At 36.2% G+C, this 26,653-nt stretch carries 23 protein-coding genes and 1 pseudogene; 17 read left to right on the top strand and 7 right to left on the bottom strand.

Annotation, left to right across the window (positions count from 1 at the left end; genetic code table 11):
• Positions 1-63 precede the first annotated feature (63 nt).
• Positions 64-873: an ABC transporter permease gene (locus ACTWP4_RS07000; RefSeq protein ID WP_443128046.1), complete on the bottom strand. Its 810-nt coding sequence runs from the start codon at positions 871-873 to the stop codon at positions 64-66.
• Positions 866-1,834: an ATP-binding cassette domain-containing protein gene (locus tag ACTWP4_RS07005; protein ID WP_443128047.1), complete on the bottom strand. Its 969-nt coding sequence runs from the start codon at positions 1,832-1,834 to the stop codon at positions 866-868. The genes ACTWP4_RS07000 and ACTWP4_RS07005 overlap by 8 nt, the downstream gene beginning before the upstream one ends.
• A 268-nt stretch (positions 1,835-2,102) precedes the next feature.
• On the opposite strand from ACTWP4_RS07005, the gene ACTWP4_RS07010 reads away from it, so the two are divergent.
• From ACTWP4_RS07010 to bglX, 7 genes are all read left to right on the top strand, one after another.
• Positions 2,103-2,657 carry a TetR/AcrR family transcriptional regulator gene (locus ACTWP4_RS07010; protein ID WP_443128048.1) on the top strand — a complete coding sequence of 185 codons (555 nt, stop codon included), beginning with the start codon at positions 2,103-2,105 and terminating at the stop codon, positions 2,655-2,657.
• 62 nt (positions 2,658-2,719) lie between these two features.
• Complete coding sequence (locus tag ACTWP4_RS07015) at positions 2,720-3,859, top strand: MFS transporter (protein ID WP_443128049.1); 1,140 nt, start codon at positions 2,720-2,722, stop codon at positions 3,857-3,859.
• A gap of 383 nt (positions 3,860-4,242) precedes the next feature.
• Positions 4,243-5,232: a LacI family DNA-binding transcriptional regulator gene (locus tag ACTWP4_RS07020; protein ID WP_443128050.1), complete on the top strand. Its 990-nt coding sequence runs from the start codon at positions 4,243-4,245 to the stop codon at positions 5,230-5,232.
• A gap of 87 nt (positions 5,233-5,319) precedes the next feature.
• Complete coding sequence (locus tag ACTWP4_RS07025) at positions 5,320-6,534, top strand: sugar ABC transporter substrate-binding protein (protein WP_443128051.1); 1,215 nt, start codon at positions 5,320-5,322, stop codon at positions 6,532-6,534.
• A 67-nt stretch (positions 6,535-6,601) separates the two neighbouring features.
• On the top strand, positions 6,602-7,489 hold the full coding sequence (locus ACTWP4_RS07030) for a carbohydrate ABC transporter permease (RefSeq protein WP_443128052.1): 888 nt from the start codon (positions 6,602-6,604) through the stop codon (positions 7,487-7,489).
• Between the two features lie 10 nt (positions 7,490-7,499).
• Positions 7,500-8,321: a carbohydrate ABC transporter permease gene (locus tag ACTWP4_RS07035; protein ID WP_443128053.1), complete on the top strand. Its 822-nt coding sequence runs from the start codon at positions 7,500-7,502 to the stop codon at positions 8,319-8,321.
• 36 nt (positions 8,322-8,357) lie between these two features.
• The gene (bglX, locus tag ACTWP4_RS07040) at positions 8,358-10,514 is read left to right on the top strand and encodes a beta-glucosidase BglX (protein ID WP_443128054.1); all 2,157 of its coding nucleotides are present in this window, start codon (positions 8,358-8,360) and stop codon (positions 10,512-10,514) included.
• 259 nt (positions 10,515-10,773) lie between these two features.
• Here bglX and ACTWP4_RS07045 read toward each other — a convergent pair whose 3' ends face one another.
• Together ACTWP4_RS07045 and ACTWP4_RS07050 are read right to left on the bottom strand one after the other, a co-directional pair.
• Positions 10,774-11,337, bottom strand: a complete 564-nt coding sequence (locus ACTWP4_RS07045; protein WP_443128055.1) for a CBO0543 family protein — start codon at positions 11,335-11,337, stop codon at positions 10,774-10,776.
• Positions 11,338-11,523: 186 nt separating this feature from the next.
• Complete coding sequence (locus ACTWP4_RS07050; RefSeq protein ID WP_443128056.1) at positions 11,524-12,288, bottom strand: helix-turn-helix domain-containing protein; 765 nt, start codon at positions 12,286-12,288, stop codon at positions 11,524-11,526.
• 211 nt (positions 12,289-12,499) lie between these two features.
• On the opposite strand from ACTWP4_RS07050, the gene ACTWP4_RS07055 reads away from it, so the two are divergent.
• The 8 genes and pseudogenes from ACTWP4_RS07055 (at position 12,500) to ACTWP4_RS07090 (ending at position 19,691) form a co-directional block, all read left to right on the top strand.
• Positions 12,500-13,960, top strand: coding sequence for a sulfatase family protein (locus ACTWP4_RS07055; protein WP_443128057.1), 1,461 nt, complete (start codon positions 12,500-12,502; stop codon positions 13,958-13,960).
• Between the two features lie 98 nt (positions 13,961-14,058).
• Positions 14,059-14,850, top strand: coding sequence for an endonuclease/exonuclease/phosphatase family protein (locus ACTWP4_RS07060; RefSeq protein ID WP_443128058.1), 792 nt, complete (start codon positions 14,059-14,061; stop codon positions 14,848-14,850).
• A gap of 52 nt (positions 14,851-14,902) precedes the next feature.
• Positions 14,903-16,369, top strand: coding sequence for a sulfatase family protein (locus tag ACTWP4_RS07065; protein ID WP_443128059.1), 1,467 nt, complete (start codon positions 14,903-14,905; stop codon positions 16,367-16,369).
• 154 nt (positions 16,370-16,523) lie between these two features.
• Complete coding sequence (locus ACTWP4_RS07070) at positions 16,524-17,417, top strand: fructose bisphosphate aldolase (protein WP_443128060.1); 894 nt, start codon at positions 16,524-16,526, stop codon at positions 17,415-17,417.
• A 180-nt stretch (positions 17,418-17,597) separates the two neighbouring features.
• Positions 17,598-17,768 (top strand): annotated as a pseudogene (locus ACTWP4_RS07075) (ArsR family transcriptional regulator); the annotation flags it as partial.
• Positions 17,769-17,906: 138 nt separating this feature from the next.
• Positions 17,907-18,320, top strand: coding sequence for an SRPBCC family protein (locus tag ACTWP4_RS07080; RefSeq protein ID WP_443128291.1), 414 nt, complete (start codon positions 17,907-17,909; stop codon positions 18,318-18,320).
• Positions 18,321-18,354: 34 nt separating this feature from the next.
• Complete coding sequence (locus ACTWP4_RS07085) at positions 18,355-19,062, top strand: FAD-dependent oxidoreductase (protein WP_443128061.1); 708 nt, start codon at positions 18,355-18,357, stop codon at positions 19,060-19,062.
• Between the two features lie 56 nt (positions 19,063-19,118).
• Positions 19,119-19,691: a YdeI/OmpD-associated family protein gene (locus tag ACTWP4_RS07090; RefSeq protein WP_443128292.1), complete on the top strand. Its 573-nt coding sequence runs from the start codon at positions 19,119-19,121 to the stop codon at positions 19,689-19,691.
• A 261-nt stretch (positions 19,692-19,952) separates the two neighbouring features.
• Here the strand turns inward: ACTWP4_RS07090 and ACTWP4_RS07095 are convergent, their stop codons facing one another.
• Both ACTWP4_RS07095 and ACTWP4_RS07100 read right to left on the bottom strand, forming a co-directional pair.
• Positions 19,953-20,891, bottom strand: a complete 939-nt coding sequence (locus ACTWP4_RS07095) for a metallophosphoesterase (protein WP_443128062.1) — start codon at positions 20,889-20,891, stop codon at positions 19,953-19,955.
• 25 nt (positions 20,892-20,916) lie between these two features.
• On the bottom strand, positions 20,917-21,771 hold the full coding sequence (locus ACTWP4_RS07100; RefSeq protein ID WP_443128063.1) for a glycerophosphodiester phosphodiesterase: 855 nt from the start codon (positions 21,769-21,771) through the stop codon (positions 20,917-20,919).
• A 772-nt stretch (positions 21,772-22,543) separates the two neighbouring features.
• On the opposite strand from ACTWP4_RS07100, the gene uvsE reads away from it, so the two are divergent.
• Complete coding sequence (gene uvsE, locus ACTWP4_RS07105) at positions 22,544-23,497, top strand: UV DNA damage repair endonuclease UvsE (RefSeq protein WP_443128064.1); 954 nt, start codon at positions 22,544-22,546, stop codon at positions 23,495-23,497.
• A 290-nt stretch (positions 23,498-23,787) separates the two neighbouring features.
• Here uvsE and ACTWP4_RS07110 read toward each other — a convergent pair whose 3' ends face one another.
• Complete coding sequence (locus tag ACTWP4_RS07110; protein WP_443128065.1) at positions 23,788-24,660, bottom strand: TetR/AcrR family transcriptional regulator; 873 nt, start codon at positions 24,658-24,660, stop codon at positions 23,788-23,790.
• Positions 24,661-24,815: 155 nt separating this feature from the next.
• Between ACTWP4_RS07110 and ACTWP4_RS07115 the strand changes: the two genes are divergently transcribed.
• Positions 24,816-26,324 carry a DHA2 family efflux MFS transporter permease subunit gene (locus ACTWP4_RS07115; protein WP_443128066.1) on the top strand — a complete coding sequence of 503 codons (1,509 nt, stop codon included), beginning with the start codon at positions 24,816-24,818 and terminating at the stop codon, positions 26,322-26,324.
• The last annotated feature ends 329 nt before the right edge of the window (positions 26,325-26,653 follow it).

Raw genomic sequence — 26,653 nt, forward strand, 5'->3', positions numbered from 1 at the left:
TTTCATGCGGTTTTACTTTGAATAATATCCAATTATTTTTAACATAAAGCTGCAGGCTCACATTTATTTATTTTTAAAAAAGTACATCGTAAAAGGGCCAAATATCGCAATTAAAGCAATCGATATATAGATGACAATCATGACATCGCCATTCGTTCCTGTGCCGTGGATAAGTGTACGAACGGCATCGACTACAAATGTAATTGGATTAATATCAACAAACTTTTGTAACCAGTTAGGCATTGTCGAAGGGTCAACAAATACACTACTTAAAAAAGTGAGCGGGAATAAAAACATCATACTAATTCCCATCAGTGCCTTTTCAGAACGGACGATAATACCTAGCATCGTCCAAATCCATGATAAACTAAATGAGAACAAGAGTAGAATGACAACCCCCATGATGACACCGCTAAATCCAGCTTCTGGTCTAAATCCTAATATATATCCAAGAGTCACCATAATCGTCGAGGCAATTAAATATCTTAGCGTGTCTACGAGTAATGCACCAACCAATACTGATGGTTGCCATATTGGTAAGGAGCGAAAACGATCAAATACGCCTTTTTCGATATCTTTATTTAAATCTAGTCCCGTGTACATCGTTATCATGGAAACGGTCATAACTAAAATACCTGGTAAAACGAAATTTAAATATTCCCCCGTAGAACCGGAAATCGCCCCACCAAACAAATAAGTAAACATTAATAAAAAGATAATCGGAAAGATAGTGACGTCAAAAAGCTGTTCAGGTACATAACGAATTCGTAACAACGCTCGCCATGCGAAGGTAACAGATGCTTGGATTGCTGTGGGACTTTTTGGTCGGGTTCGATTCGTTAATACTTCCTCGATTGCAGATGGCTTATTCATTTGTAGAGTCGCCTCCTTCTTGATCTAGTACATTACCAGTTAAGGTTAAGAACACTTCATCAAGGCTCGGCTGACTCATGGAAAAGTCTTTGATTTGGACATTAGTATTCGCTAATTCACCAATTGCTTTGGCTGCCTTTGCATGTTCCTTAATCATAACAGTTAAGGAAATATCTTGTTCGTTTATGTCAGGCTCCTGTTCAAATTGTGAAACGAAAATGTGCTGTGCTTTCTCCAATTCTTCGCTATCATCAAAATGAACGGTTAAGCTACCAGCACCAATAGAGGATTTCAATTCTTTACTTGTACCTTCAGCAATCAGCTTTCCACGGTCGATTACACCAATTAAATCCGCTAATTGATCTGCTTCTTCTAAATACTGTGTGGTTAAAAAGACGGTGGTTCCATTTTTGACGAGTGCTTTGACGATGTCCCATACTTGGTTTCTGCTTCTTGGGTCTAGTCCTGTGGTAGGTTCATCAAGGAAAAGTAATTCTGGGGAAGTAACAATACTTGCTGCAATGTCGATACGTCTACGCATGCCGCCGGAGTATTTTTTTACTTGGCGTTTGGCAGCTTCTTCTAACTGAAAGGCCTGTAGTAATTCGTCTGCTCTTTGTTTTGCTTCTTTTCTGCTATAACCTACTAATCTACCGATAAAAATAAGATTTTCTCTACCTGACAGTTCCTCATCAACTGATGCAAATTGTCCGGTTAAACTAATTGAATGCCTTACTTTATCAGCTTCTTGTCCAAGGTCATACCCCATTACTTTGGCATGCCCCTCATTTGGTTTCAACAAGGTCGCTAGCATGCGAATCATTGTTGTCTTGCCCGCCCCATTTGGCCCAAGGAATCCATAGACAATGCCCTTGGGAACTTTAAGGCTAATCCCATCAACAGCACGGTGCTTACCGAAAATTTTCACTAAATCGGTTGCTTCTACCGCATATATAGTCATGCAACATCACACCTTTATTATTATTTCATCTCATCTATAAGAGTATAGCATATTAGTGTTTGGATATAGTAGGAAAATCAGTGGATTTTATCCAAGATTTTTATACATATGATTACAGACTGGTGTGAAGATTTCATCGCCATATGTTATAAATAAAAAGGTCGTTCTATATAAAAATAAAATACTTTTCTTTTGACTATAAAAGTAGTAATTTGATAGTGTATAAATAGAATGACTGTTCTATCTAATTAAAGGAGAAGTTAAGCATATGAGGCGATCTGCAAAGAAAGATACATTACTTAAAGTAGCTGAACGTTTATTTTACGAATATGGATTTCGAGGCGTTGGTTTGAAACAAATCATTAATGAAGCAAATGTAGCATCGATGACGCTTTATAACCATTTTGGTTCCAAGGATAATTTGGTAGAAGAAGTATTAAAACAACGGGAAGAACGCTATTGGTCTTATTTAGATGCACATGTAGAAATGGATTCCGACTCTCCTTTCATTCTTGTTGTTGAAGCTCATGGTCGTTGGCTAAAAGAACAATCCTACAAAGGATGTATGTTTTTAAGAGCGATAGAAGATTATGCCGGAACGGATAACGAGATCGAAAGTATTGCAAGAGGGCATAAATCCAAATTGCTTAAATATTTTCAGCAATTGGCTCAAAAGAAGGGGATAGAAAACGAACGAAATTTAGCTAATCAATTTACATTGTTGCTTGAAGGAACAACATCCATGACAACTTTGATTGGTGCTGAGCAAGCAACAGAATATTCTATTGCGATGGCGAGGACACTTGTCCAACACACATCGTAATTTTTTTATAGAAAAAGTAGAAAGGTCGTTCTATATAAAAATAGTTAGGGTGAATGAATATCATGAAATTTTCAAGATTAGTTTTACCAGGGGCTACCATGATTGCTGCTACCTATGGATTAGCGAGATTTAGCTTTGGATTACTTCTTCCCGATATGAATGAATCATTAGAAATGTCTGAGTTTGTATCAGGGATGGTCTCTTCGTTATTTTATTTAGCTTATTGTTGTACGATTATCTTGTCGACTGTGATTACGACAAACGAAGGACCTAGAAGAATGATTATTTCAGCTGGTTTATCGGCATTTGCTGGATTGGTGTTAATAGCTGTAACACCAAATGTATGGGTCCTTGCGTTGGGTGTTTTACTTGCTGGAGCAAGTACAGGTTTAGCATCTCCACCTTATGGTGCGGCGATATCACTATGGATTAAGACTGATCAACAAGGGAAAGCAAATACATGGATTAATTCAGGAACAAGTTTTGGCATCGTTCTATCTGGATTAGGAGCAATTTTTCTAACACCTAATTGGCGGTTAACGTATTTGATTTATGCTATCTTGACATTTCTAATATTGTTATGGAATTTCCGAGTGATTCCAAAAGTCGGGACTAGTTCGAGTTTGATGTTACAAAAAGGGAACCTCTCTATACGAGGAGTAAAAGGAGCTATTCCTTTGATTTTTGCATCTCTTATCCTGGGTATATCCACAGCAGCCTTTTGGACTTTTTCCAGATCTTTTATTGAAGAAGCTGGTGATTATAGCGATTGGCAGCTTTCGGGATTTTGGGTCATCATTGGGATTTTTGGTGTGCTAGGTGGTTTTTCTGGTTCTCTTGTGGAAAGATGGGGACTGTCTGTTGGTTATAAATTGGGGAGTTTGTCGATTGCTTCAGCATCGATTATGCTATCTTTCACATCTGAAAATTGGTTAGTACCATACTTATCGGCTGGAGTCTTCGGTTGCTTTTATATATTTTTAACCGGAGTACTTCTTGTGTGGGGGACTCGTGTATTTATTACGAATGCATCATTAGGTATTGGTATTCCATTTTTGCTCTTGGCAGTAGGGCAAGTATTAGGTTCATTACTAGCAGGATTGTTAATTGGAACATGGGACTATGCTACTGCGTTTATGCTTTATGGAATAATCGGCATGGTGGCAACCCTTTTAGGGCCGAAAAAGAATAAAATAGAGTAATTTTGATATGCATATACAACAAACGTTAGATGATTTCATTTAGTATCTAAAGATCAAACAGGTACTGAGTATAAAGCAATCCAACCGATTGTATCACTCACTGTTTGAGGGGGAAAGGCGAAACTCCCCCCTGCTTCAAGATAAAGTCCGTTGTTTCAGTAACATCTATTTAAATTATCTGTATGACAAATATAGGGATAAGGAATTAAATTAAAAAAATCATCCTCAAAAATATTGAAAACGAATACATTTTATATTATAATCACGTTATCGAAACGTTTCACTAAATTATAACTACTAACTTAAAGATGTTTGATTATTACATCTATTTTTTAACCAATTTTATCGAAACGTTTCACCAAATGGATGCAGGAGTGAATATTATGGTAACCATTAAAGAAGTGGCAAAAAAGGCAAATGTTGCAGTATCGACAGCATCATATGCTTTAAATGGGATAAAAAAAGTTAGTCCAGAAACAAAGGAAAAAGTTTTACAAGCTGCTAGAGAGCTTAATTATAGAAAAAATGGGTTTGCTAGTGATCTTAAAAGAACTTCTACTAAAACATTAGCTTTGATATTAAGTGACTTGTCAGGTCCTTTCTATTCAGAGTTAATTAGAGGAGTGCAAGATGTAGCAACAGATCATGGGTATGATTTAATCGCATGCAGTGCTATCGGTGGTGAAAATTCAACAGCTGCAAAGTTTTTAACAGAACATCGTGTCGATGGCTGTATCGTACTTGCAAATAATATTACAGATGAGATGTTAAAAAATGTGGCACATCATAATTTTCCCATTATTTTGTTGGATAGAGAAATAGAAGTAGATTCGACAGTGCATGTAAGGGTGAACAATAGAAAAGGTGGCTTCAAAGCAACTGAATACTTAATTCAAAACGGTCATACTGAGATTGCTTTTGTTAGTGGTCCATCTAGTTCATATGACAACAAAATGCGTTTGGCGGGATACCAAGAAGCGTTACAAGCATATAACATAGAACTTCAAAATAAATGGATGGTGTCTGGTAATTTCACAAGAGAGGGTGGAGAAAGCGCTGCAAATATATTAGCTGCACAAGATCAAGTTCCTACAGCTGTTTTCTTTGCAAATGATGAGATGGCTCTAGGAGGAATGGAAGCTTTTCAAAAACGGGGGATTAGTATACCGAATGACATTTCCATTATCGGCTTTGATGATATTTTAGAGGCGAAATATGTATATCCAAAGTTAACAACAATCCGACAACCTAAGTATGAAATGGGAGTATCAGCGACGCACATGATTTTTCAAATGCTTAAAAATGAGGAAGTTAATCCAACTTTGGAGTTGCATACTGAATTAATCATTAGAGAATCTGTTAAAAAACATTAAAGCTTTACTTCATAAAAGGAGGTGTGGAAAAGTATCATTATTCTCTTATTCTTTATCAAGATCTAAATCTTAAAAGGGGTGTAAAGAATGAAAAATAAAGTGACTTTAATTATAGGTTTGACTGCTGCAGTTATGTTATTACTGGCTGGATGTTCGTCAAGTGAAGATAATGAAAACGCTATCAAGGTTTGGACAATGAATAATTCGATGAAAGATTTTGTGAAAAAGTATGAGGAAAAAAATGATGTATCTGTGGATGTACAAGTTATTCCTTGGGGAGAAGTACGAGATAAGTTTTTAACAGCAATTGCGTCTGGTGAAGGCCCCGATGTAGTACAAGTAGGTACAACAGGTGTACCGGAATATGCAAGTGCTGGCATGTTTAAGGATTTATCAGACTATATAAGTGAATATGAAAATTTTAATCCTGACAACTTTTATGAAGGTGCAATTGGTACAACACAATTTGAAGGAGAAACGATAGGGATTCCATTTCATGTAGATACTAGAGTCTTATTCTATAGAACGGATATATTAGCAGATGTAGGTTATCCAGAGGGACCAAAAACATGGGATGATATGGTAGATGCTTCTAGGAAATTAGCGGAACGAGGGGATGATCAGTACGCGATTGATCTTCCTAGAGATGATCCTCAATATCCATTTATGCTCGCATGGCAACATGGATGGAACTATAAGAAGGGTGAAGGTGCTAGTAATTTCGAAGATCCTAAATTTATTGAAGCCATGTCAAAATATGAAACATTTTATCAAGAAGGGTTGTCGCAGTTAGAAGAAGGTAAAGAATTAGTTCAATCCTTTAGTGACGGTTCTAAACCAATGTTTTTTAGTGGTCCATGGGATATTAAAACAATCAGTGAAGGCGCCCCAGAAATTGAAGGTAAATGGGATGTTCGGGTTATGCCAGAGAAGGAAACGAATCGTTCTATGATTGGTGGTTCTCACTTTGGAGTGTTTCATAACTCAGAAAAAGTAGAGCAATCCCTAGATTTTATTAACTGGTTAGCTGATGCAGATACACAGTTAGAGTGGTATAAAGAAGTGAATGAGTTACCAGCTAATTTAGAAGCTTGGGAAGACCCAATTCTAGCAGATGACCCTAAATTTAGTGTGTTTGGTGAACAACTTCAGTCAACAGAATTATTACCGATGATAACGGAATATACAGAAATGAGTGAAGAATTACTTAAATATTTGGAAGAGGTATATCGAGGTGGTGCAGATTTAGAGTCCACTTTAGAAGAATATCGCACTAAAGTAACTGAAATTCTATCTGAATAAAAACAAATAAGAGTAGGGTGCACTTGAATAAGTTTGCACCCTACATTGCTTAAAGGCGGGTGAAAAAATGACTAGATGGAAATATAAATTAATGCCACTATTTTTTATAGGTCCAGCAGTTTTGTTGCTAATGGTATTTTCTTTTGCACCTATATTTCTTTCGTTAGGAATTAGTTTTACCGATCTAACCTTAATTGGTTTAGCTGATTGGTCTAAAATAAACTTTATTGGTATTGAAAATTTCGTGAAATTATTTAAAGATAAAGTATTTCTTGAATCCATATTTAATACTTTTTTCTATGTCATTATAGGTGTTCCGCTGGCTGTTTCTAGTTCATTAGTTATTGCTTTACTATTATCAATGGTAGGAAAGTGGGTATCTTCGACTTTTAGATTGATTTACTACATGCCTTCTGTAACAAATATAGTAGCAATTGCAGTAGTTTGGGGCTTTTTGTACAACCAGCAATATGGCTTGTTTAATTATTTGTTATCGCTAATCAATATTCAGTCCATACCGTGGTTGGAAGACCCTTTAATCGCAAAATTCTCATTAATTATTTTAGCGGTATGGAAAAGTAACGGTGTAAGCATGCTGATTTTTTTAGCTGCCTTACAATCCATCCCCAAAGTGTACTATGAGGCAGCAGATATTGATGGGGCAAATCGTTGGCAGAAGTTCTTCAAAATAACATTACCATCGATGAGCTTTGCTACTTTTTTTGTCACTGTAACAACAGTAATTGGTTGGCTTCAGTTCTTCGAAGAACCGTTTGTAATGACGGAAGGCGGTCCATTAAATGGTACAAACTCCATGGCGTTATATATCTATCAAAGAGGTTTTGAATATAACGATTTTGGTTATGCAGCTGCGGCATCTTTTGTGCTGTTTATCATTATCATTGTTGCGACTATTATTCAATTTAGATTTAGAAAAAAAGACCAGACATTGTGAGGTGTGATTAATGGAAGCTAAAGGTAAATTAGAAAAGTTTATTGTTACACTTTTACTCGTCTTAGGTGGTATTTCCGTTTCTTTACCATTTATATGGATGATATTAAGTTCTTTTAAAACCGAGAGAGAAGTTTTACAGATACCGCCAACATTATTTCCTCGAAATCCAACTTTTCAAAATTATTTGGAGTTATTCCAAAGTCTAAATTTTGATGTATATTTGGTAAATACATTAATTATCGTATTTTTCTCGATGGTAGGCTTGTTGCTAAATACAATGGCTGGATATGGTTTTGGTAAGTTCGAATTTAGAGGAAAAGAAATTTGGTTTATGGTAGTGCTTGTTACAATGATGTTGCCAGGACAAATAACTATGATCCCAACCTATTTAATTCTTAACGAAATGAGTTTAACGAATACGATGACTGGTATCGTATTACCGGGATTAATCGTTGCCTTTAATATATTTTTAATTAGGCAATTTATGGTAACAGTACCTGATGATTTGATTGAGGCAGCTCGACTCGATGGTGCGGGGGAAATATATATTTTCTTTAAATTGATTATTCCTTTAGCGAAACCAATTTTATCTGTGCAAGTAATCCTAACATTTATCGCATCATGGAACAGCTTCTTGTGGCCATTAATTATTGCAAATGATCAAAGGTTATACACATTGTCTGTAGGGCTATCGTTATTACAAGATCAATATGCAACAAACTATGGATTGCAAATGGCTGGTTCGGCCATTATGGTAATACCAATTCTTATCATTTTTATGATTTTCCAAAAATATCTAGTAGAAGGTTTTAACGTATCAGGAATAAAGTGAAATGTTAAAAGTTAATGTTTTATGAGGGGGCACACAATGAATCTAACACAATTACTAAATGACATGACTTTAGATGAAAAAATAGATCAGTTAATTCAATTGGCGACTTTCTTTTATGCTGGTGCAGAAACCCAAGGTGAAATTACAGGGCCAATGGAGGATATGGGAATATCGAAAGAAATTATTCGTAATAGTGGTTCTGTACTTGGTGCATCAGGTGCAAAAGAAGTTAAAAATATCCAAAAGGTTCACTTAGAAAATAATAGATTAGGTATACCTTTGCTTATGATGGCTGATATTGTTCACGGTTTTAAAACGATCTTCCCAGTCCCATTAGCAATTGGTTGTTCGTGGGACGAAGAGCTTGCAGAGCGCAGCGCGGAAATTGCAGCGAAAGAAGCTGCTGTATCAGGCGTGCATGTTACCTTTGCGCCAATGGTTGATTTAGCAAGGGACCCACGTTGGGGCAGAGTGATGGAAACCACTGGTGAAGATCCTTATTTAAATAGTGTCTTTGCAAAAGCTTTTGTACGTGGTTTTCAAGGGAATGATTTGACCAATGAAAAGGATCGAGTTGCTGCATGTGTTAAGCACTTTGCGGCTTATGGTGCACCTGAGGGCGGCCGTGACTATAACACAGTTAATATGTCAGAAAGAGAGCTGAGAGAATATTATTTGCCAGCTTACAAAGCAGCGCTTGATGAAGGTTGTGAAATGGTAATGACAGCCTTTAACACAGTTGACGGTATACCTGCAACAGGTAACAAAAGGCTAATGAGAGATTTATTAAGAGAAGAATGGGATTTTAATGGTGTTATGATCTCTGATTGGGGTGCTGTTAAAGAATTAATACCTCACGGTGTAGCAGCAGATGAAAGTGAAGCAGCATTGAAAGCGATTAAAGCTGGTGTAGATATTGAAATGATGACAGCTTGTTATGTGAAGAACTTAAAGGATTTGGTGGAATTAGGAGCAGTAAAGGAAGAACTTATCGATGAAGCTGTAATCCGTATACTTAAACTAAAACAAAAATTAGGCTTGTTTGAAAATCCTTATAGAGGAGCTGATGAACAATTAGAAAAAGAAGTGATTATGAGTACAGAGCATCGTGAAGTAGCGTATGATCTTGCTACTAAGTCATGCGTTTTATTAAAGAACGAAGAAATTCTTCCACTTCATAAAGAAAAGAAAATAGCACTTATTGGACCATTTGCAAATAATGGTGACATTCTTGGGCAATGGTCTTGGCAAGGCTCAAAAGAAGATGCTGTAAAGATTTATGATGGAATGACTAATAAGGTAGGAACGGACAATGTTCTTATCGCTCAAGGTAGTGGAATTGAGTCTGCTACAGAGGATCAATTTGCTGAAGCAGTTAAAGTTGCAAAGGAAGCAGACGTAATTGTGTTGGCTTTAGGAGAAAAGTCAGAAATGAGTGGTGAAGCAGGGAGTCGTTCCAATATACGCTTACCTGATGTGCAATTAAAGCTAATAGAAGAGATAAAAGAATTGAATAAACCAATCGTTTCTGTATTGATTAATGGCCGTCCACTTGACTTACATGGTGTATATGAAGAATCTGATGGTATTTTAGAGGCGTGGTTCCCTGGTACAGAAGGTGGAAGAGCTATAGCTGACTTACTTTATGGTGATGTTAATCCTTCTGGTCGTCTGACAATGTCTTTTCCTTATAATGTAGGGCAAGTACCCGTTTATTATAATCACTACAATACAGGCCGTCCAAAGGATGCTCCTGATGCACAGGAACGCTATGTGTCGCAATATTTAGATATTCCAAACGAACCTCTTTTTCCGTTCGGTTTCGGATTGAGTTATACAAAATATCAATATAGTGATCTATCTTTATCGACGGACCGCTTAACGGCAAATGGTGAAATCGAAGTCTCGGTAAAGGTTAAAAACGTTGGCTCTACCAAAGGTGAAGAGGTTGTTCAATTATATGTGCGAGATCTTGTAGGTGAGGTTGTACGACCATTAAAAGAATTAAAAGCATTTCAAAAAATTACACTGAATCCTGGGGAAGAACGAGAAATTACTTTCAGCTTAACAGAGGAACAATTACGTTATTATCATGAAGATCTGTCTTTCAAAAGTGATATAGGAAAGTTTAAAGTATTTGTTGGACCTAATAGCAAAGAATTCTTGGAGCAGTCATTTGATTTAAGAAAATAAAAACATAGGGAAAAACGGGTGTGTTAATTTGCACCCTTTTTTTCTATACTACATGTTTTTAAGGAGTGTTCGAGAATGATGGAAGTCAAGGATCAAAGTATAGTCATTAATGGCGAACAAGTAATGACTTTTGGATTTAGAGAGGGCTTTAAAAAACAATAAATGGATTTATATTTTATGGTGTTGGTCTAGATTATCTAGCTTAGGCTTTATCCCCTTCATTCTCGTTTAATTTTTCTGCATCGACTAATAAAGCATATCATCTTCGTTTTACCTCTTCAAAACTCGTACTTGTAACAAGGGAGAATCCTATGAGAAATATTGTAAACTGTATCGGTAATGAATAAAGGTGATTCCAATTGATTGACTTATATAATCCTAACCATTCGAAAAACGGTTCACCTATTAATGAGCTAAGAAATGCATAAAAAATAGCTTTTAAAATAGGTGAAATATTTGGTTTTATTTGTACAAGTAACAGAAAAGCAACAGGAAGAAGACTTAAATCCCATGGGAAGAAAGATGGCAAAAATGGTATAAGTTCATATCTGTAATCCCAATAACCCAATTCTGTTCCAAAGGAATCTAGGAGAATCGAGATAAACATGATAAAAAAAGCCCCGAGTAGTAAACGGCTAGTGGACTCCTTTTTTCTATATTTCCACCATAAAAACCATGGAATAATAGTTAATATGAAACAAAACCACCATTGCCAAGATAAAAACACATATTCCATCCAAATATTATGATCCTTTTGATTTGCTTTGACTAAAATTTTATAAACATCATCTATTTTTTTTGCCACTTCTTCTGGAATAATCATTTTAATCATCCCTTTTAATGAACTTTTTAAATCATTGACACAATATTATATGGTTAAACTAAAGTCTAGTTTTTATTCTAATTATCTCCAGCCAATGGTTGTAATATTATGGGTTTAATACCGTCAATCTGATCTAAACAAAATAAGAAGTGCAAATTTAAACTATTTTCTTTAATGCGGTGAATACTATGAGTTAACTTGAGATGGAGGCATCCCCATCCATTTTTTGAACATGCGATTAAAATAAGATTGATCACAATAACCTAGATATTCGGCTGCTTCCTTAACAGACATTTGAGTAGTAGTTAATAGATTCCATGCCATGTTTACACGTGTCTGGTGTAAATATTGAATGGGTGTCACGCCAATTACTTCTTTAAATAATACCGTAACATAGTTAGGTGATACATTTGCTATTTTGGATAATTCATCAATGGTAATATGATTGCGGAAATTATAAAGGATATACTCTTGTACTTTTCGTACCACAGTTTCCTTTCCAGGTGAAGCACTTTGTTCAAACCTTTCTTGGGAAATTAACAATAATAATTCCGACAATATATTACGTGATAAGTGCTCGTAATATGTTCTTTGGCCAAGCCATTGTACATATAAAAAGGCAAAACGTTGCTCAAAATAAGCGGAATTTCTCGGCTTATACCGAAATAATTGATCTTTTTCTGGAAAGGGTAAAGGAAAATCAAGCGTTTTGGTTTCAGTAGAAAATAAAACGGTATATTTTCGATGAGATTTAAATTGATGATTTTTCCAGGCACGGTATAAATTATCGGGTATCCATAAAAACTCTCCCTTTTCTAACTCTAATTGCTTATTTTCGATGTAATAAACCACTTTTCCTTCCGTAACATAAACAAGTGTATATAAGCCACGTGCTTTTTCCGTGCTCCAATATGGATCGATATCATGATATACCCCTTCTATGTTCAACATAAGTCATACTCCTATTTAAGAAAAATTGATGAATTGTACAAATATTGTGATTTTGTTTATTTTAATTATAACGCAATCCTATTATGATATCTATAAAGTTAACAATTCGCATTGAATGTTTATCCATTCCGATAAATGATCTATAGTTCTAGTTACGAGATGATGAATTATCCAATACAAAAATGAAAGTGAGGAGATTTTTATTAAAATTTTGTATATTGACATTGATTCGCTACGTCCTGACCACCTTGGAGCATATGGGTACCATCGAAACACGTCGCCAAACATTGATCGAATTGCTGAAAAGGGGGTGACCTTTACAAATTATTATGCATCAGACGCGCCATGTGCGCCATCACGTAATGCAATGTTTAGTTCAAGGTTTGGTATTCATACGGGGTCAATTAATCACGGTGGATTAGATGCAGATGTTAGACCAATAGGTGCTGACAGACCATTTAACCATCATCATACTCCTTATCAAGCATGGGTAGAAGATCTTCGATTTAAGGATCACCATACTGCAATGATTAGTCCATTTCCTGGTCGACATGCAAAGTGGAATGTACTGGAAGGATTTCTAGAAATGCATGATACGGGAAAACACGCCGGTGAAACAGCAGGGGATGTAGCGAAAGAAGCATTGAATTGGATTAAAGGGCGAGGAACAGAAAAAGAAGACTGGTTCTTATATCTGAATTTCTGGGACCCGCATACCCCTTACCGTACACCTACGGAATATGGAAATCCTTTTGAACATTCCCCAGCCGCTGATTGGTTGACAGATGATATCATCGCAACACAGAGAGAAAGTTTTGGTCCAATGAGTGCTCGAGAGTTACCAGCAAGAAATCATTGGCCTAATTTGCCCGAAGAAATCTCTTGTCGTGAAGATTTTAAACGTTGGATTGACGGTTATGATACAGCGATAAAATATGTGGATGATCATGTAGGTCAACTTCTTCAAGCATTAGAAGAGGAAGGAATATCAGAAGAAACAACGATCATTATATCTGCAGACCATGGTGAAAACCAAGGTGAGTTAAATATATACGGGGATCATCAGACAGCCGATCATATTACAAGTCGTATCCCGTTAATCATGGCTGGTCCAGATATAAAACACGGACATATTGATGAAGAATTCCACTATCAAATTGACCTGGGACCAACATTAGTTGAACTAGTTGGTGCAGAACCACGTGAAAGATGGGATGGGGCAAGTTTTCTCCCTACCATTACAAAAGGAGAAACAACAGGTCGTGACTATTTAGTAGTTAGTCAAGCTGCATGGAGTTGCCAAAGAGGTGTTCGTTATGAAAACTGGATGTTAATTCGGACCTATCATGATGGGTTAAAGGATTTTCCTGATTTAATGTTATTTGATATTGAGAATGATCCACATGAGACAACCAATTTAGTAGAGAAAAAGCCAGAAGTTGTAGCAAAAGGTTTAAGATTATTGGATGAATGGGTGGCGGAACAAATGATTACATCCGAGTCACCAACAGATCCGATGTGGAACGTTATTCAAGAAGGTGGACCTTTCCATACAAGAGGTGATTTTAACAATTATGTAAAGAAGTTAAGAAATGAAGGTCGAGAAGATGCCGCAGAAATACTAGCAAAACGTCATCAAAAATTTCAAAAAATCTATAACAAACGTAATTAAGGAGCATTTTTTGCTGTAAGTCATTTTAAGGAGACAAATTTTGAGATAAATCAAATTGGCATGAATTTCGACATCTTATAGAGAAAGGAAAGTGGAAAATGCAGCTGAAAGTGATGAGCTTTAATCTAAGAGTAGATATTCCAGACGACGGAATGAATGCATGGGAGTATAGAAAAGCGATAGTTTCCAATATTATACAAAAACACCAGCCTTGTGTTTTCGGTATTCAAGAAGGGTTACTAAGCATGATCAAAGATTTAGAAAACAATTTGCCGGAATATCGGTGGATTGGTGATGGCAGAAGAGGTGGTAACGATGATGAATATTGTGCTATCTTCTATCATCAAAAGCTAGAATGTATAGATAAAGGACAGTTTTGGTTATCAGATACACCTGATGTACCAAATAGTATTAGTTGGGAAAGTGATTTTCCAAGAATATGTACTTGGGGCCATTTTCGTAGTAAACATGACTCTAATAGAGAGTTTATCATTTATAACACACATCTCGATCATATCAGCCAATTAGCTAGGGAAAATGGAATCGCTTTAATTTTAGAAAGGATTCAAAAGCATACTGAAGATTGCAGTGTTCCCTTTATTTTAACTGGGGATTTGAATAGTGAACCAGATGATTTAGTCATTCGTTTTCTACGCGGAGAGGAAACCATCCAGGAGTTTACTGCTAATTTACAAGATACATTCAAAGTAGTGAATAGTAAACCAGGTCAGACCTTCCACGATTTTTTAGGGGGGATAAATGGGGAGCCGATTGATTATATTTTTTGCACACCAGGATGTAAGGTGTTAAGTGCAGATGTTGATAGAAGTAAAATTAATGGAAACTACGCTTCTGATCATTACCCTATTATTGTAAACCTAGAACTTTAGAAATATATGAAGTGAAAATAAATGATGAATCAGTTTAATAGGAGGAATAACAATGCGAGTATTACTATTAGATCTAGACTCTACAAGACCAGATCACTTAGGTTGCTATGGATATCATCGAAACACGACGCCAAATATAGATCGAATTGCAAAAGAGGGAGTTCGGTTTACCAATTATTACACAACAGACGCTCCTTGTGCTCCTTCAAGGAACGCATTTATGACAGGCCAATTTGGTATTCATACAGGCAATATAGGGCATGGTGGCACAGCTGGAGATATGCGAAACGAGGGGCCTAGTCGTGAATTTCACGATCAATTAAAAACGGATAGTTTTCCGAATGTTTTCCGCCAAGAAGGAATGAAAACTGCATTAATAAGTCCGTTTGCTGAAAGACATTCATCATGGCAATTTTATGCTGGTTTTAATGAAATATACAACACAGGCAAAACAGGAGATGAATCAGCAGAAGAAGTGACGCCAACGGTATTGGATTGGATACAGCGTAATGGACAGAAGGATGATTGGTTTTTATATGTGAATTACTGGGATCCGCATACACCATATCGAGCACCAGAAAGTTACGGTGATCCGTTTAAGGATGAACCTTTGCCAGAATGGATTACAGATGATGTCCTCCAAGAGCATTTGCAAAGTATTGGTCCACATTCTGCAAGAGAAATCAATATGTATGATAATAATACTAACCCAAACTTCCCACGACACCCAGGTGAAATAACAGATCGAGAAGGGTTAAGAAAAGTAATAGATGGATATGATACTGGTCTTCGGTTTATGGATGACAATATTGGCATGATATTTGCAGAGATGGAAAGACAGGGGCTCATGGAAGATACTGTTATCATCGTGACGGCTGATCATGGAGAAAATTTAGGGGAATTAGGCATTTATGCGGAACATGGTACAGCAGATCAAATGACATGTCGAATCCCGATGATTGTTCGTTGGCCTGGTATGGAAGAAGGACATGTCGACCATGATTTGCATTACCATTTAGATTTTGCCCCAACTGTAGCTGAATTATTAAACCAGAAACCTAGAGAGAGTTGGGATGGAGAAAGCTATGCTCCGGTACTGTTAAAAGGAGAAAGTTGTGGTAGAAATTATTTGGTTGTGTCTCAAAATGCACATGTATGTCAACGTAGTGTAAGGTTTGATGATTGGTTGTATATTCGTACTTATCATGATGGATTTCATCTTTTTGACAAAGAAATGTTATTCAATCTTAAAGAAGATCCATATGAACAACATAATGTAGCGAAACAACGTCATGATATTTGCATGCAAGCAGTATATTACCTTAATGAATGGCACGAAGAAATGATGATGACAATGGATCATGATGTTGATCCGATGTGGACGGTGATCAAAGAAGGCGGACCATATCATGCACAAATAAAGAATCTAAAAAGATATTTAGGACATTTGGAGAAGACAGGAAGAAAAGAAGGTGCTCAGGCGCTAAGGAAGAAATATGCAAAAGAGCTTAATAGGTAGATTGTTTTGTTTGTGAGTCATTAGATTGGCTCACAAACGTTTTGCATTCACAGGTAAGACTTTTTTTGGACAGTATTTTCGGTATGTAACAGGCAGCCCCCATTAAATGTTACAATGGATATGTACTAAATTAAAAGAATGAGGAGTGAGATGAATGCAGGAAAAACAATTAGAGCAAATGAAAAATGGACAAGGCTTTATCGCAGCACTTGACCAAAGTGGCGGTAGTACTCCAAAGGCACTTGCTGCATATGGAGTATCGGAAAACGAATATTCTAATGAAGATGAAATGTTTGATCTTGTACATCAGATGAGAACGCGAATAATTACTGATCCGGCATTTAACTCAGAGCAAATTCTTGGTGCTATTCTATTTGAACAAACGATGGACCGTGAAATTGAAGGTAAGTATACGGGAGATTACTTAACAGAGGAAAAAGGAATTGTACCATTCCTAAAAGTAGATAAAGGACTTGCTGAACTTGTTAATGGTGTTCAGAAGATGAAGCCAATTCATGACCTTGATGAAACATTGGAAAGAGCGAACAAGCGTAACATCTTCGGAACAAAAATGCGTTCCGTAATTAAAGAGGCAAATGAAGAGGGAATTAAAGAGGTCGTTAATCAGCAATTTGAAATCGGTAAAAAGATTATTAAAGCAGGGCTTGTTCCTATCATTGAGCCTGAAGTAGATATTCATAGTGCAGATAAGGAGCAATCCGAGGAAATATTAAAGCAAGAAATCAAAAAACATCTTGATCAATTAAATGAGAATGAACTGGTAATGTTGAAGCTTTCGATTCCGACAAATGCCAATCATTATAAAGAGCTTATCGATCATCCACAAGTAGTTCGTGTAGTAGCGTTATCTGGTGGATATTCTAGAGAAGAAGCAAACGCCAAACTGAAAAATAATGAAGGACTAATTGCAAGCTTCTCCAGAGCTTTAAGTGAAGATCTAAATGTCAGCCAAACCGATGAAGAATTTCATGCAACATTAAAAGAAGCGGTTGATTCTATTTATGACGCATCTGTAAATAAAAAGTAAAAAACTAATAAGCAGGATAGAGTCCTCACAGATGGAGAACAACATTTGTGAGGATTTTTTGTGAAGCATCAGGGGAATACTTGACATGTCACCAAACAGTGTCGTATTATAAATGTTAAATAAGACACCAATAAGTGTCATTTTAAAATGTGAAGGTGGAGGGTGTTGAGCGAAAAGAGAATGGAAAGGGATGTTTATGAGGCAATTGCCGATTTAAATCGGCGGAAACTGATCCATTTGTTGGCGGATGTGGATGAATTACCGCTTTATGAAATAACCGTTCACTTCGAAATGGGTCGTACTGCAGTTTCCAAGCATTTGGCAATCCTAAAAGAGGCAGGACTTGTGACAAGCAGAAAAGTAGGTAGAGAAACAAGGTATCAGTTGGATGCAGCTCCGTTGAAAGAAGTTCAAGATTGGATATCTTATTACGAAGGTTTCTGGCAAGAAAGAATGAATAAATTAAATCTTATATTGGAGGAACAAAAAATGAAAGCAGATGTATCATTAGATTTTCAATATACAAGTTCAATTGAGGAAGTGTGGAAGGCATTAACAGATTCAGATATTCTTGCAAAATGGATATGGGAAAATGACTTTAAACCAGTTGTTGGACATAAATTTCAATTTCGAGCTGAGCCAAATAAATGGTGGAATGGAATTGTAGATGGGGAAGTACTCGAAGTAGAGGAGCCACATAAATTATCTTACACTTGGGAAAGCGCTGGAGAAAGCACCACCATAACCTGGACTTTAAAACAAAATTCAGATGGAACTACCCATTTACATCTCGATCAAACTGGATTCAGTGAAGAAACAAAAGCACGTAAGGGAGCCATCGAAGGAGCGAAACATTCATGGACGCAAATGGGCGAGCAGCTTGAACAAGTGTTGAATCAATAATCCCATTCGGTAATTAAAAATGGAGGTGAAGAAGATGAGTTTTGTAAAAGATGTATTTGGAATATTCAAAAAAAGAGATTTATTATTTTTAGAAACCTACCAAGAATCGGAAAATGTTTATACCTTTGTTTTTGAAAAAGGTAATGATGTAGCATGGAAAGCAGGACAGCATGGGTTGTTTAATATTACTCATAAATCTATTAAAAAACCTGTACGACCATTCAGTATGGCAACTGCTCCGGCAGAGAATACTATTAAAATAACAACGAGTATCAGTGATACACCAAGTGACTTTAAGCAAGCTTTGCTCGAATTAGAAAAGGGTATGAAGGTTAAGATGAGTGGACCTGTTGGTTCTTTTTATTTAAAAGATAATAGCCCTACCCTTTTGATTGCAGGTGGAATGGGAATTACACCATTTCGATCGATTTTAAAACAAGTAGAGGAAGAGGGAAATAGAGCCGATCAACCAATTAACCTACTTTACATGGATAGTGAAACGTCCTATCTATTTAAAGATGAGCTTGATCACATCGCAAATAGCACTTCTATAAATGTAACTTATCTTAATTCAAGGGATGATTTACATAAGGAAATAGATGCGTTTACCACCTCTTATCCGGATAATGGTAAATACTTTATAGCTGGATCCAAGTCAATGGTAGACTCCATTTCGACTCACTTACAAAATAAAAATATATCAAAACGAAATATCAAAAAAGATGTCTTTTTTGGTTATTAGTGTTATCTAATCCATAAACCAAAAGGAGGGCTAACGTGACAAAGAAAGCGGAAAGAATGAATCCAAAGGTTGATGAATTTTTAAGTAAAACTTCAAAGTGGAAAGAAGAATATGAGATATTAAGAAATATCGTTCTTGACTGTGAGTTGACCGAAGATTTTAAGTGGATGCATCCTTGTTACACGTATGAGAATAAAAACATCGTTCTAATCCATGGGTTTAAAGAGTATATTGCATTTCTGTTTCACAAAGGATCCTTATTAAAAGATACACATGGAATACTAGTCCAACAAACAGAGAATGTGCAGGCGGCCCGTCAGATTCGGTTCACCAATGTTCAAGAAATAGTTGAAAAGGAAGACATCTTGAAAGAATATATTTACGCAGCGATTGAAGTGGAAAAAGCCGGTTTGAAAGTAAAAAAGAACACAGAATTCGTCATTCCTGATGAGCTTCAACATAAATTCGATGAAATTCCTGCCTTGAAAACTGCTTTTGAGGAATTAACGCCTGGTCGGCAAAGAGCATACGCCCTTTATATTTCTAAAGCCAAACAATCCAAAACTCGAGAGTCAAGGGTTGAAAAGTATATCCAGAAGATTCTCGATGGAAAGGGATTAAATGATTAGGTATACTCGGTGAGAAATAGAGTAGAAAGGTAAAGGGTGGTTCCCTTTACCTTTCTCAGCTGGGAAATTCTAAAATTTGGCTATGTGGATAAATATGGACATGATGAGCCGCGTCCAGTTTCAACGCCCAGAAACTAGGCGACTTCACGAATCGCCCTACGATAAGTCATTATCGGCTCGCAAGCTCACCGTGATTCCTTTATCTCAGTTGATTCGCTCCAGTCGCTACGTTTCTGATCGGGCGCTTACACTTTTGTTCCTTTACTCTTGAATTTCCAAGACACGATCGGATTCGCGGCCGTAGCCATCGATTTCTAAGCGATCTTTGTAGATGCGAATGATAGAATAGGCAGTGGTGTCCTCGGTTTCCACCATACCTTGAAGATTGACATAGTGAATACCATTTTGTACACCATAGTTACCAGCATGGTTATGTCCGTTAAAAAAGGCAACTACATTGTCGTTATCCTCCAGTACCTCCTTCACTTCTTCTGCATTCCAGATATTGTGGACATTTTCTGGGTAGACTGGCATATGTCCAAAAACGACAACTTTTTCATTTCGTTTTGCTGCAGTGTCTAGTACATCCTGAAGCCAAGTTAACTGTTCGGCACTTATGCCACCGTTCCATGTTTTTGCATTGATAGCACCATTTTCTACTAAATTATTATACATTTTCTCGGCTTCTTCGTATTTCTCAGAACCTTCTGGATTTGCATAGAAACTTAGGTCATTGGTGTCCAAGACAACAAAGCGCCAATTCTTGTATTTAAAATCATAATATTGGTTTTGCATCCCAAGAATGTCAATCGCTTCGTCCGTCTTTACAGCAAAATCGTGGTTGCCGAGTACATGATATTTTGGACCTTCTATCATATTAAAGATTGGTAGAATCGTAGAGAAACTCTCTACATCTCGATCGATAAGGTCGCCTAGTTGGACAGTAAAATCGACATTCTCTTGATTTAATGTTTGAGATGCGTCAATCAGTTTTGTCACTGAATTACGATAATAGCGCGTACCATTAACTTCACAATCACAATACTGTACATCCGGGACAACCCCAAACTCCAATTTTGGCTGTTCCTTACCATTGGCATATACGGATGCTGTTGGAGAAATGGAAACCAGTATTACAGCAATTCCAACAGTGACTATAAAACTAGTTAATTTAGTGAAAAGTCCTTTTTTATGAAACATGATTTATTCTCCTTTCCCTATTTCATTAGTTGTTTTTAACCGGATGATCATATACGTGCTCTGGATAGTCCGTGATAATTCCATCTACACCTAATTGAAACAAACGATCTGCTTGTCCTTGTGATCTAGATGTATATGGCATCATCTGCATTTCTATAGTATGAACACGATCTACTAACTCTGGTGTTACAATGTTCTGATTAGGATTGAAATAATCAGCATACGTTGCAAACTCTGCTAATTGCTCATCTGTCACATCTCGCCAACTCATACCTGCTAATACACCATGAGGAATTGCTGGTAAAAGCTTTTTGGAACGTTGCATGGATTCATGATTAAAGGATTGGATAATAATCTTTTCATTATTGGCCAGATCCATATTGCGTTCTTTTAAAGCGTCTGCCACTTTTTTCTCGATGCCAGGATAAAGCGCTGGTGATTTTAGTTCGATTAAAATGCCTACTTTTCCACGAAAGGCATCTAGTACTTCTTCAAACGTGGGGATTTTTTCTCCAGTAAATTCTTCGCTAAACCAGCTACCGGCATCCAATGTACGAATTTCTTCTAGTGTCCATTCACCAACTGCACCAGTACCGTTTGTTGTTCGGTTTACTGTGGTGTCGTGAATAACTACTAATTTTCCGTCTGCCGTCATTTGTACATCAATTTCAATGTAGTCTGCCTTCATTTCTACACCTTTTTGGAAAGCTGCCATAGTGTTTTCCGGTGCATGTGCTGATGCTCCACGGTGAGCCACATTAATCATCTGTTGCTGTTCTTTCGTGGTGATTGTGCCTTCCTTTCCATTCGCAAATGCTGGAACTGCGAAACTAGTCATTAAAATACTCATGATAAAGAAAATAAAAAAGAAACGCTTCATGTTATCACTCCTATCAATTTGATAACTCTATTATAAATAGACAATATGAAGCGCTAATTAATAGAATATAAAAATATTGTATAGAATTTTGTGAGTATTGTTGCAAGTCAAAAGTAGGTATAGTCAATAATTTTATACCTAATCATTAGAATAGTTTCTAAACCCAATAAAGTATATGCTGATATTCTTATGATACAAGAATCAACAAGACATGAAATGAATGTATTAGGATTGTCATAGTTGATATATAGGGGATGAAAATTAACTACACTTGAATGATTGGGACTATCTAAATAAGTACGGTACGAGTTTATGATGATAGAAGGAGATTATGTGAGGATTAGTTTTACCCATAAATAAATAGCGAATAATACTTTTTATACTATCAAGAAAGTACTCGAAAAACAAAATGTATAACCAGAAATAACATAAAAATGTAGAAAATAAAATAAGGTAGATCATTTGTATTTTTTATCACGGTGCTAACCGTCTGTAAGAAACCCACTTCAAGCTTCAAGTAACACAAGGATAAGTTTAGGGATAACAGAGGCCATTATTCTATGAATCATTGAATAATAAAAAGAGATGTTGGATGAAATTATAAACGGTACGAAGAATATGTATTGTGAGATGTGTACTACATTTGAAAGTATGGTGAGAGTTGTTGTTAAAGTATTGTTGGTTATTAAGTTAGAATCGTTAATTGTATTGTATGAATCTAATGTAAATAACAAACACTATCTACATATTTATTCATATCTGGAGTGAAACGATGATACTTAGATTAGGATACGTCTCAATCGCACTATCTTTGTGGGAAGCCTCACCATCTCGAACATTAACCTTTACGAATTGGAGTAAGCTTGATGAAAGAAGTCGCAAGGAAAAGTTACACTACCTTACAGAACAAAATTTAAAAAATACTATCCGTATTATCCATTACAATATTGCACATGGTATTGATGTTTATCGGATGTCCTCCTCGCTTGTTCCTCTTGCTACTCATCCAGAGGTTAAGTGGGATTATTTAACAGTCTTCCGAACGCAATTCAAAGAGATAGGAAGGTTGGTAAAAAAATATAATCTTCGAGTCACTTTCCATCCGAATCAATTTACACTATTTACGAGTCCTCAAGATCATGTTACAACTAATGCAATTACGAGTATGGTTTATCACTTCCAAATGTTGGAGGCTATGGGATTACATAAGGATGCAACTATAAATATCCATATTGGAGGAGCTTACGGAAATAAACAAGAAGCTATCAAAAGATTCAACAGAAATTTCGCAAAGCTTGACCAAGAAATCCAAATGCAAACAACGCTTGAGAATGATGATAAAACATATACTGTAGAAGAAACCTTGCAAGTTTGTGAACAACACGGTATTCCATTTGTATTTGATTATCATCATTATCGGGCAAATTCTAGGGATGAAGTTTTTGAGGATTTGTTACCAAGAATCTTTGCAACATGGAAGGGCACTGAAAAGGTTCCTAAATTCCACTTATCATCTCCTAAGTCAGAAAAACTTTTTCGAGCACATGCGGATTATGTGGATCTTGACTTTGCTATACCCTTTATCAAAGCGTTACAAACTTATGGAAAATCAGCTGATATTATGATTGAAGCAAAAGCAAAAGATAAGGCAGCTTTAAAGCTAGTGGAAGATTTAAGTAAAATACGAGGTTTTAAACGGATCAAAGGAGGCGCTATAGAGTTATAGGTCATTTAGTCTCATTTGTAATTAGTTATTTCATCAAGCGAGTATTATAGGACGCCGAAGAGGTTTTTCCTTTTTCTCCTGCTTTGTTGTTTGAATTTTAAATAATTTACATTAAGGAATCACTGCGACATAGGTAATGGAACTCCCTTGATACAATTAAATATCTTATTGAATAATACTTGAAAAGTAAAGGGAGTTTAAAATAAAAAATTGCTAAAAAGATATATTACAAGTGTCCAGTTAGCTAACTTTTAACTAATTCACACCATCAAATAATTCGTGTCTTACAATCAACTTGTTTTTAAATAGTTCCATACTGCATTTGTAAATAGTTGTACCTGTGGTTCAATAGGCGCTCCCTCAAACAATTGGAGAAATGGTCTCAACAGCTTTTTAACAACTATTTTACGTACACGATCACGTTCTAACTCGCTTAAAATGACATCGAATAAATCCTGTTGTTCCTCATTAAAGTCACATTGAACTTGTAATTGATCTACCATTTCCATTAACTCAGATTTCGTTACCACTTTTTTATGGACGTTTGTCTGAAGTATGTTGATCGCAGAATCACTTAGCATGGTGCTGCCTTTTTTCTTCATCTGTGGTATAAGCAGTTCTACGTAAGACAAAATGGTTTCGATTAATTCATGTAATGCATAATGGCTATTAGTTAGGTTTAGGGTGAATAACATATACTGCAGCATGCCAAAGTACAATACGGTTGCCTCTGTTGCATACTCTCGAATGTCTTCTCCCATAACATCAACCAGACGATTAGCTAGCCATTCCATTTCTATAACTCTATGCTGTAACACTAGTTTTTTTAGATCTGCTTGATTGGAAGATAGAATATTTTCAAATAGAGCTCGTAAATTTTTTTCTTCATTTAGCTTCATTAAAATGGTAATCTGTTCAATTAAAACTTCACGATCTTGTGGGTCCTTGCCGATTTGGATGGCAACTCGTTGCTGACTTGCATCATAACGAATGTTTTCTAATATTTCGGCAATACAATCATTTTTAGAAGAAAAGTAATTGTAAAATGTCCCTTTAGAAATGTCCGCTTTGTCGATAATTTCCTGGATGGATGTTTGCTGAAAACCCTTTTCGATAAACAGGTTTAGAGCAATATCGGCTACCTTTCTTTTACGCTCGTTCATAGTATCCTCCTGTCCTCTACATGAAATATTATACGTTTCTTAATCTGGAAAAACAACATTTTTATACTTTAGGTATAAAAATGTTGAAAAAATTGAACTATAGGTATAAAATATTCAAGTACTAAATATATTAAGTAAAGATAAGAGGGAAAATTATGAATACACAAGTGAATAAGACACCATATTTAATGATCAGTATTTTGTTTATCGGAGCTTTCGTCTCATTTCTGAATAATTCATTGTTAAACGTAGCACTTCCTTCAATTATGGTTGATTTAGGAATTAAAGATTACTCTACGGTACAATGGCTTGCGACAGGATACATGCTTGTCAGTGGAATATTAATTCCTGCATCGGCATTTTTAATCACACGTTTCTCTAACCGCAGCTTGTTTGTTACAGCTATGGCGATATTTTCATTAGGTACTGCACTCGCAGCTTTTGCACCTAATTTTGGTGTGTTATTGACCGGACGTATGGTTCAAGCAATGGGTTCTTCTGTAATGGGGCCTTTATTAATGAACATCATGTTAGTAAGTTTCCCGCGTGAAAAACGTGGTGCGGCTATGGGTGTATTTGGTATGGTAATGATTGCAGCACCAGCTATTGGGCCTACATTATCAGGATATATTGTGGAATACCATGATTGGCGTTTGCTTTTTGAAATGATTTTACCATTAGCTATTTTCAGTTTAGGTCTAGCGATTTGGAAGTTCCAAAATGTAATGGAACAAAATAAAGAAGCCACACTGGATTATTTATCTCTTGTTTTATCAAGTGTCGGTTTTGGTGGGGTTTTATACGGAGTAAGTAACGCAAGTTCACAAGGCTGGGATGATCAAGTAGTGTTAACCACATTAATAGTCGGTGGCATTGCTTTAATTCTATTTGTGGTTCGTCAATTAAACATGAAGGAACCATTATTAGATTTACGTCCTTATAAATATCCTATGTTTGCACTTGCATCTGTCATTATGATTGTTAATGCAGTTGCGATGTTCTCAGGTATGATCTTAACACCTGCTTATGTCCAGGATGTTCGAGGTATTTCACCACTTCATTCAGGATTAATGTTACTACCAGGTGCAATTATTATGGGAATCATGTCACCTATTACAGGAAGACTGTTTGATAAATTCGGTCCGCGGATTTTGGCGGTTGTCGGACTTACTGTTACTGGGGTTTCAACCTATATGCTAGCACATGTACAAATCGATTCCACGTATACGTATATCGTATTAGTTTATTCTTTACGTATGTTTGGTATGGCGATGGTAATGATGCCAATCATGACGAATGGTTTAAATCAACTGCCAACATCGTTGAATCCACATGGTACAGCGATCAACAATACAGCACAGCAAGTATCAGGCTCAATCGGTACGGCAATAATGGTTACGATTATGAATTCTGTGGCAACATCAGAAGGTGAAAAATTAATGAGTGGAGTGGATCCAACCACATTAACAGAGGCTTCAACAGCTTCCATGACACAGCAAGCTTTGCTAAGTGGAATTCAGTATTCTTTCTTTGTGGCGCTAGGAATCAATATTGTCGCGCTAGTACTATCCTTGTTTATGAAACGCGTGGATACGAGCGATAAAGCGGTACAAGAAATTGAGAAGCAAGAAACAAACCCATTGGAACCAGCAGTGGAATCATGATAGATCAAAAGGGAATTGTTAATTACCATTTAAGTCAAAAGGTTGTCAGTAAAGCCTAGAACAACCCAATAGCAAGTATTCGGTAAGTCCAAGCATAGTCGAAAATAATAAACTGGGTAGTGAGATGCAAATGACTCTTACTGCACAGTTTATTTTTATTTTTGTTATTGGATTAGAAATATATCAAGGCCCTAACACAAAAAAAGTCGAAATTTGTAATTAAAACAAAAAAAATGTATTAATACAGTATAATATTTATGCAATACAAAAATCCAACTTTTAAAGGTTGGATTAAAGAAATACTGTAACAATGGGGTTTTGTAGAAATT

This window comes from Gracilibacillus sp. D59 (assembly GCF_052246695.1).
Taxonomy (GTDB): domain Bacteria; phylum Bacillota; class Bacilli; order Bacillales; family Amphibacillaceae; genus Gracilibacillus.

Coding starts and splice junctions, on each gene's coding strand:
- ACTWP4_RS07000 (WP_443128046.1), bottom strand. CDS start 873: ATGAATAAGCCATCTGCAATCGAGGAAGTATTAACGAATCGAACCCGA.
- ACTWP4_RS07005 (WP_443128047.1), bottom strand. CDS start 1,834: ATGACTATATATGCGGTAGAAGCAACCGATTTAGTGAAAATTTTCGGT.
- ACTWP4_RS07010 (WP_443128048.1), top strand. CDS start 2,103: ATGAGGCGATCTGCAAAGAAAGATACATTACTTAAAGTAGCTGAACGT.
- ACTWP4_RS07015 (WP_443128049.1), top strand. CDS start 2,720: ATGAAATTTTCAAGATTAGTTTTACCAGGGGCTACCATGATTGCTGCT.
- ACTWP4_RS07020 (WP_443128050.1), top strand. CDS start 4,243: ATGGTAACCATTAAAGAAGTGGCAAAAAAGGCAAATGTTGCAGTATCG.
- ACTWP4_RS07025 (WP_443128051.1), top strand. CDS start 5,320: ATGAAAAATAAAGTGACTTTAATTATAGGTTTGACTGCTGCAGTTATG.
- ACTWP4_RS07030 (WP_443128052.1), top strand. CDS start 6,602: ATGACTAGATGGAAATATAAATTAATGCCACTATTTTTTATAGGTCCA.
- ACTWP4_RS07035 (WP_443128053.1), top strand. CDS start 7,500: ATGGAAGCTAAAGGTAAATTAGAAAAGTTTATTGTTACACTTTTACTC.
- bglX (WP_443128054.1), top strand. CDS start 8,358: ATGAATCTAACACAATTACTAAATGACATGACTTTAGATGAAAAAATA.
- ACTWP4_RS07045 (WP_443128055.1), bottom strand. CDS start 11,337: ATGATTATTCCAGAAGAAGTGGCAAAAAAAATAGATGATGTTTATAAA.
- ACTWP4_RS07050 (WP_443128056.1), bottom strand. CDS start 12,288: ATGTTGAACATAGAAGGGGTATATCATGATATCGATCCATATTGGAGC.
- ACTWP4_RS07060 (WP_443128058.1), top strand. CDS start 14,059: ATGCAGCTGAAAGTGATGAGCTTTAATCTAAGAGTAGATATTCCAGAC.
- ACTWP4_RS07065 (WP_443128059.1), top strand. CDS start 14,903: ATGCGAGTATTACTATTAGATCTAGACTCTACAAGACCAGATCACTTA.
- ACTWP4_RS07070 (WP_443128060.1), top strand. CDS start 16,524: ATGCAGGAAAAACAATTAGAGCAAATGAAAAATGGACAAGGCTTTATC.
- ACTWP4_RS07080 (WP_443128291.1), top strand. CDS start 17,907: ATGAAAGCAGATGTATCATTAGATTTTCAATATACAAGTTCAATTGAG.
- ACTWP4_RS07085 (WP_443128061.1), top strand. CDS start 18,355: ATGAGTTTTGTAAAAGATGTATTTGGAATATTCAAAAAAAGAGATTTA.
- ACTWP4_RS07090 (WP_443128292.1), top strand. CDS start 19,119: ATGAATCCAAAGGTTGATGAATTTTTAAGTAAAACTTCAAAGTGGAAA.
- ACTWP4_RS07095 (WP_443128062.1), bottom strand. CDS start 20,891: ATGTTTCATAAAAAAGGACTTTTCACTAAATTAACTAGTTTTATAGTC.
- ACTWP4_RS07100 (WP_443128063.1), bottom strand. CDS start 21,771: ATGAAGCGTTTCTTTTTTATTTTCTTTATCATGAGTATTTTAATGACT.
- uvsE (WP_443128064.1), top strand. CDS start 22,544: ATGATACTTAGATTAGGATACGTCTCAATCGCACTATCTTTGTGGGAA.
- ACTWP4_RS07110 (WP_443128065.1), bottom strand. CDS start 24,660: ATGAACGAGCGTAAAAGAAAGGTAGCCGATATTGCTCTAAACCTGTTT.
- ACTWP4_RS07115 (WP_443128066.1), top strand. CDS start 24,816: ATGAATACACAAGTGAATAAGACACCATATTTAATGATCAGTATTTTG.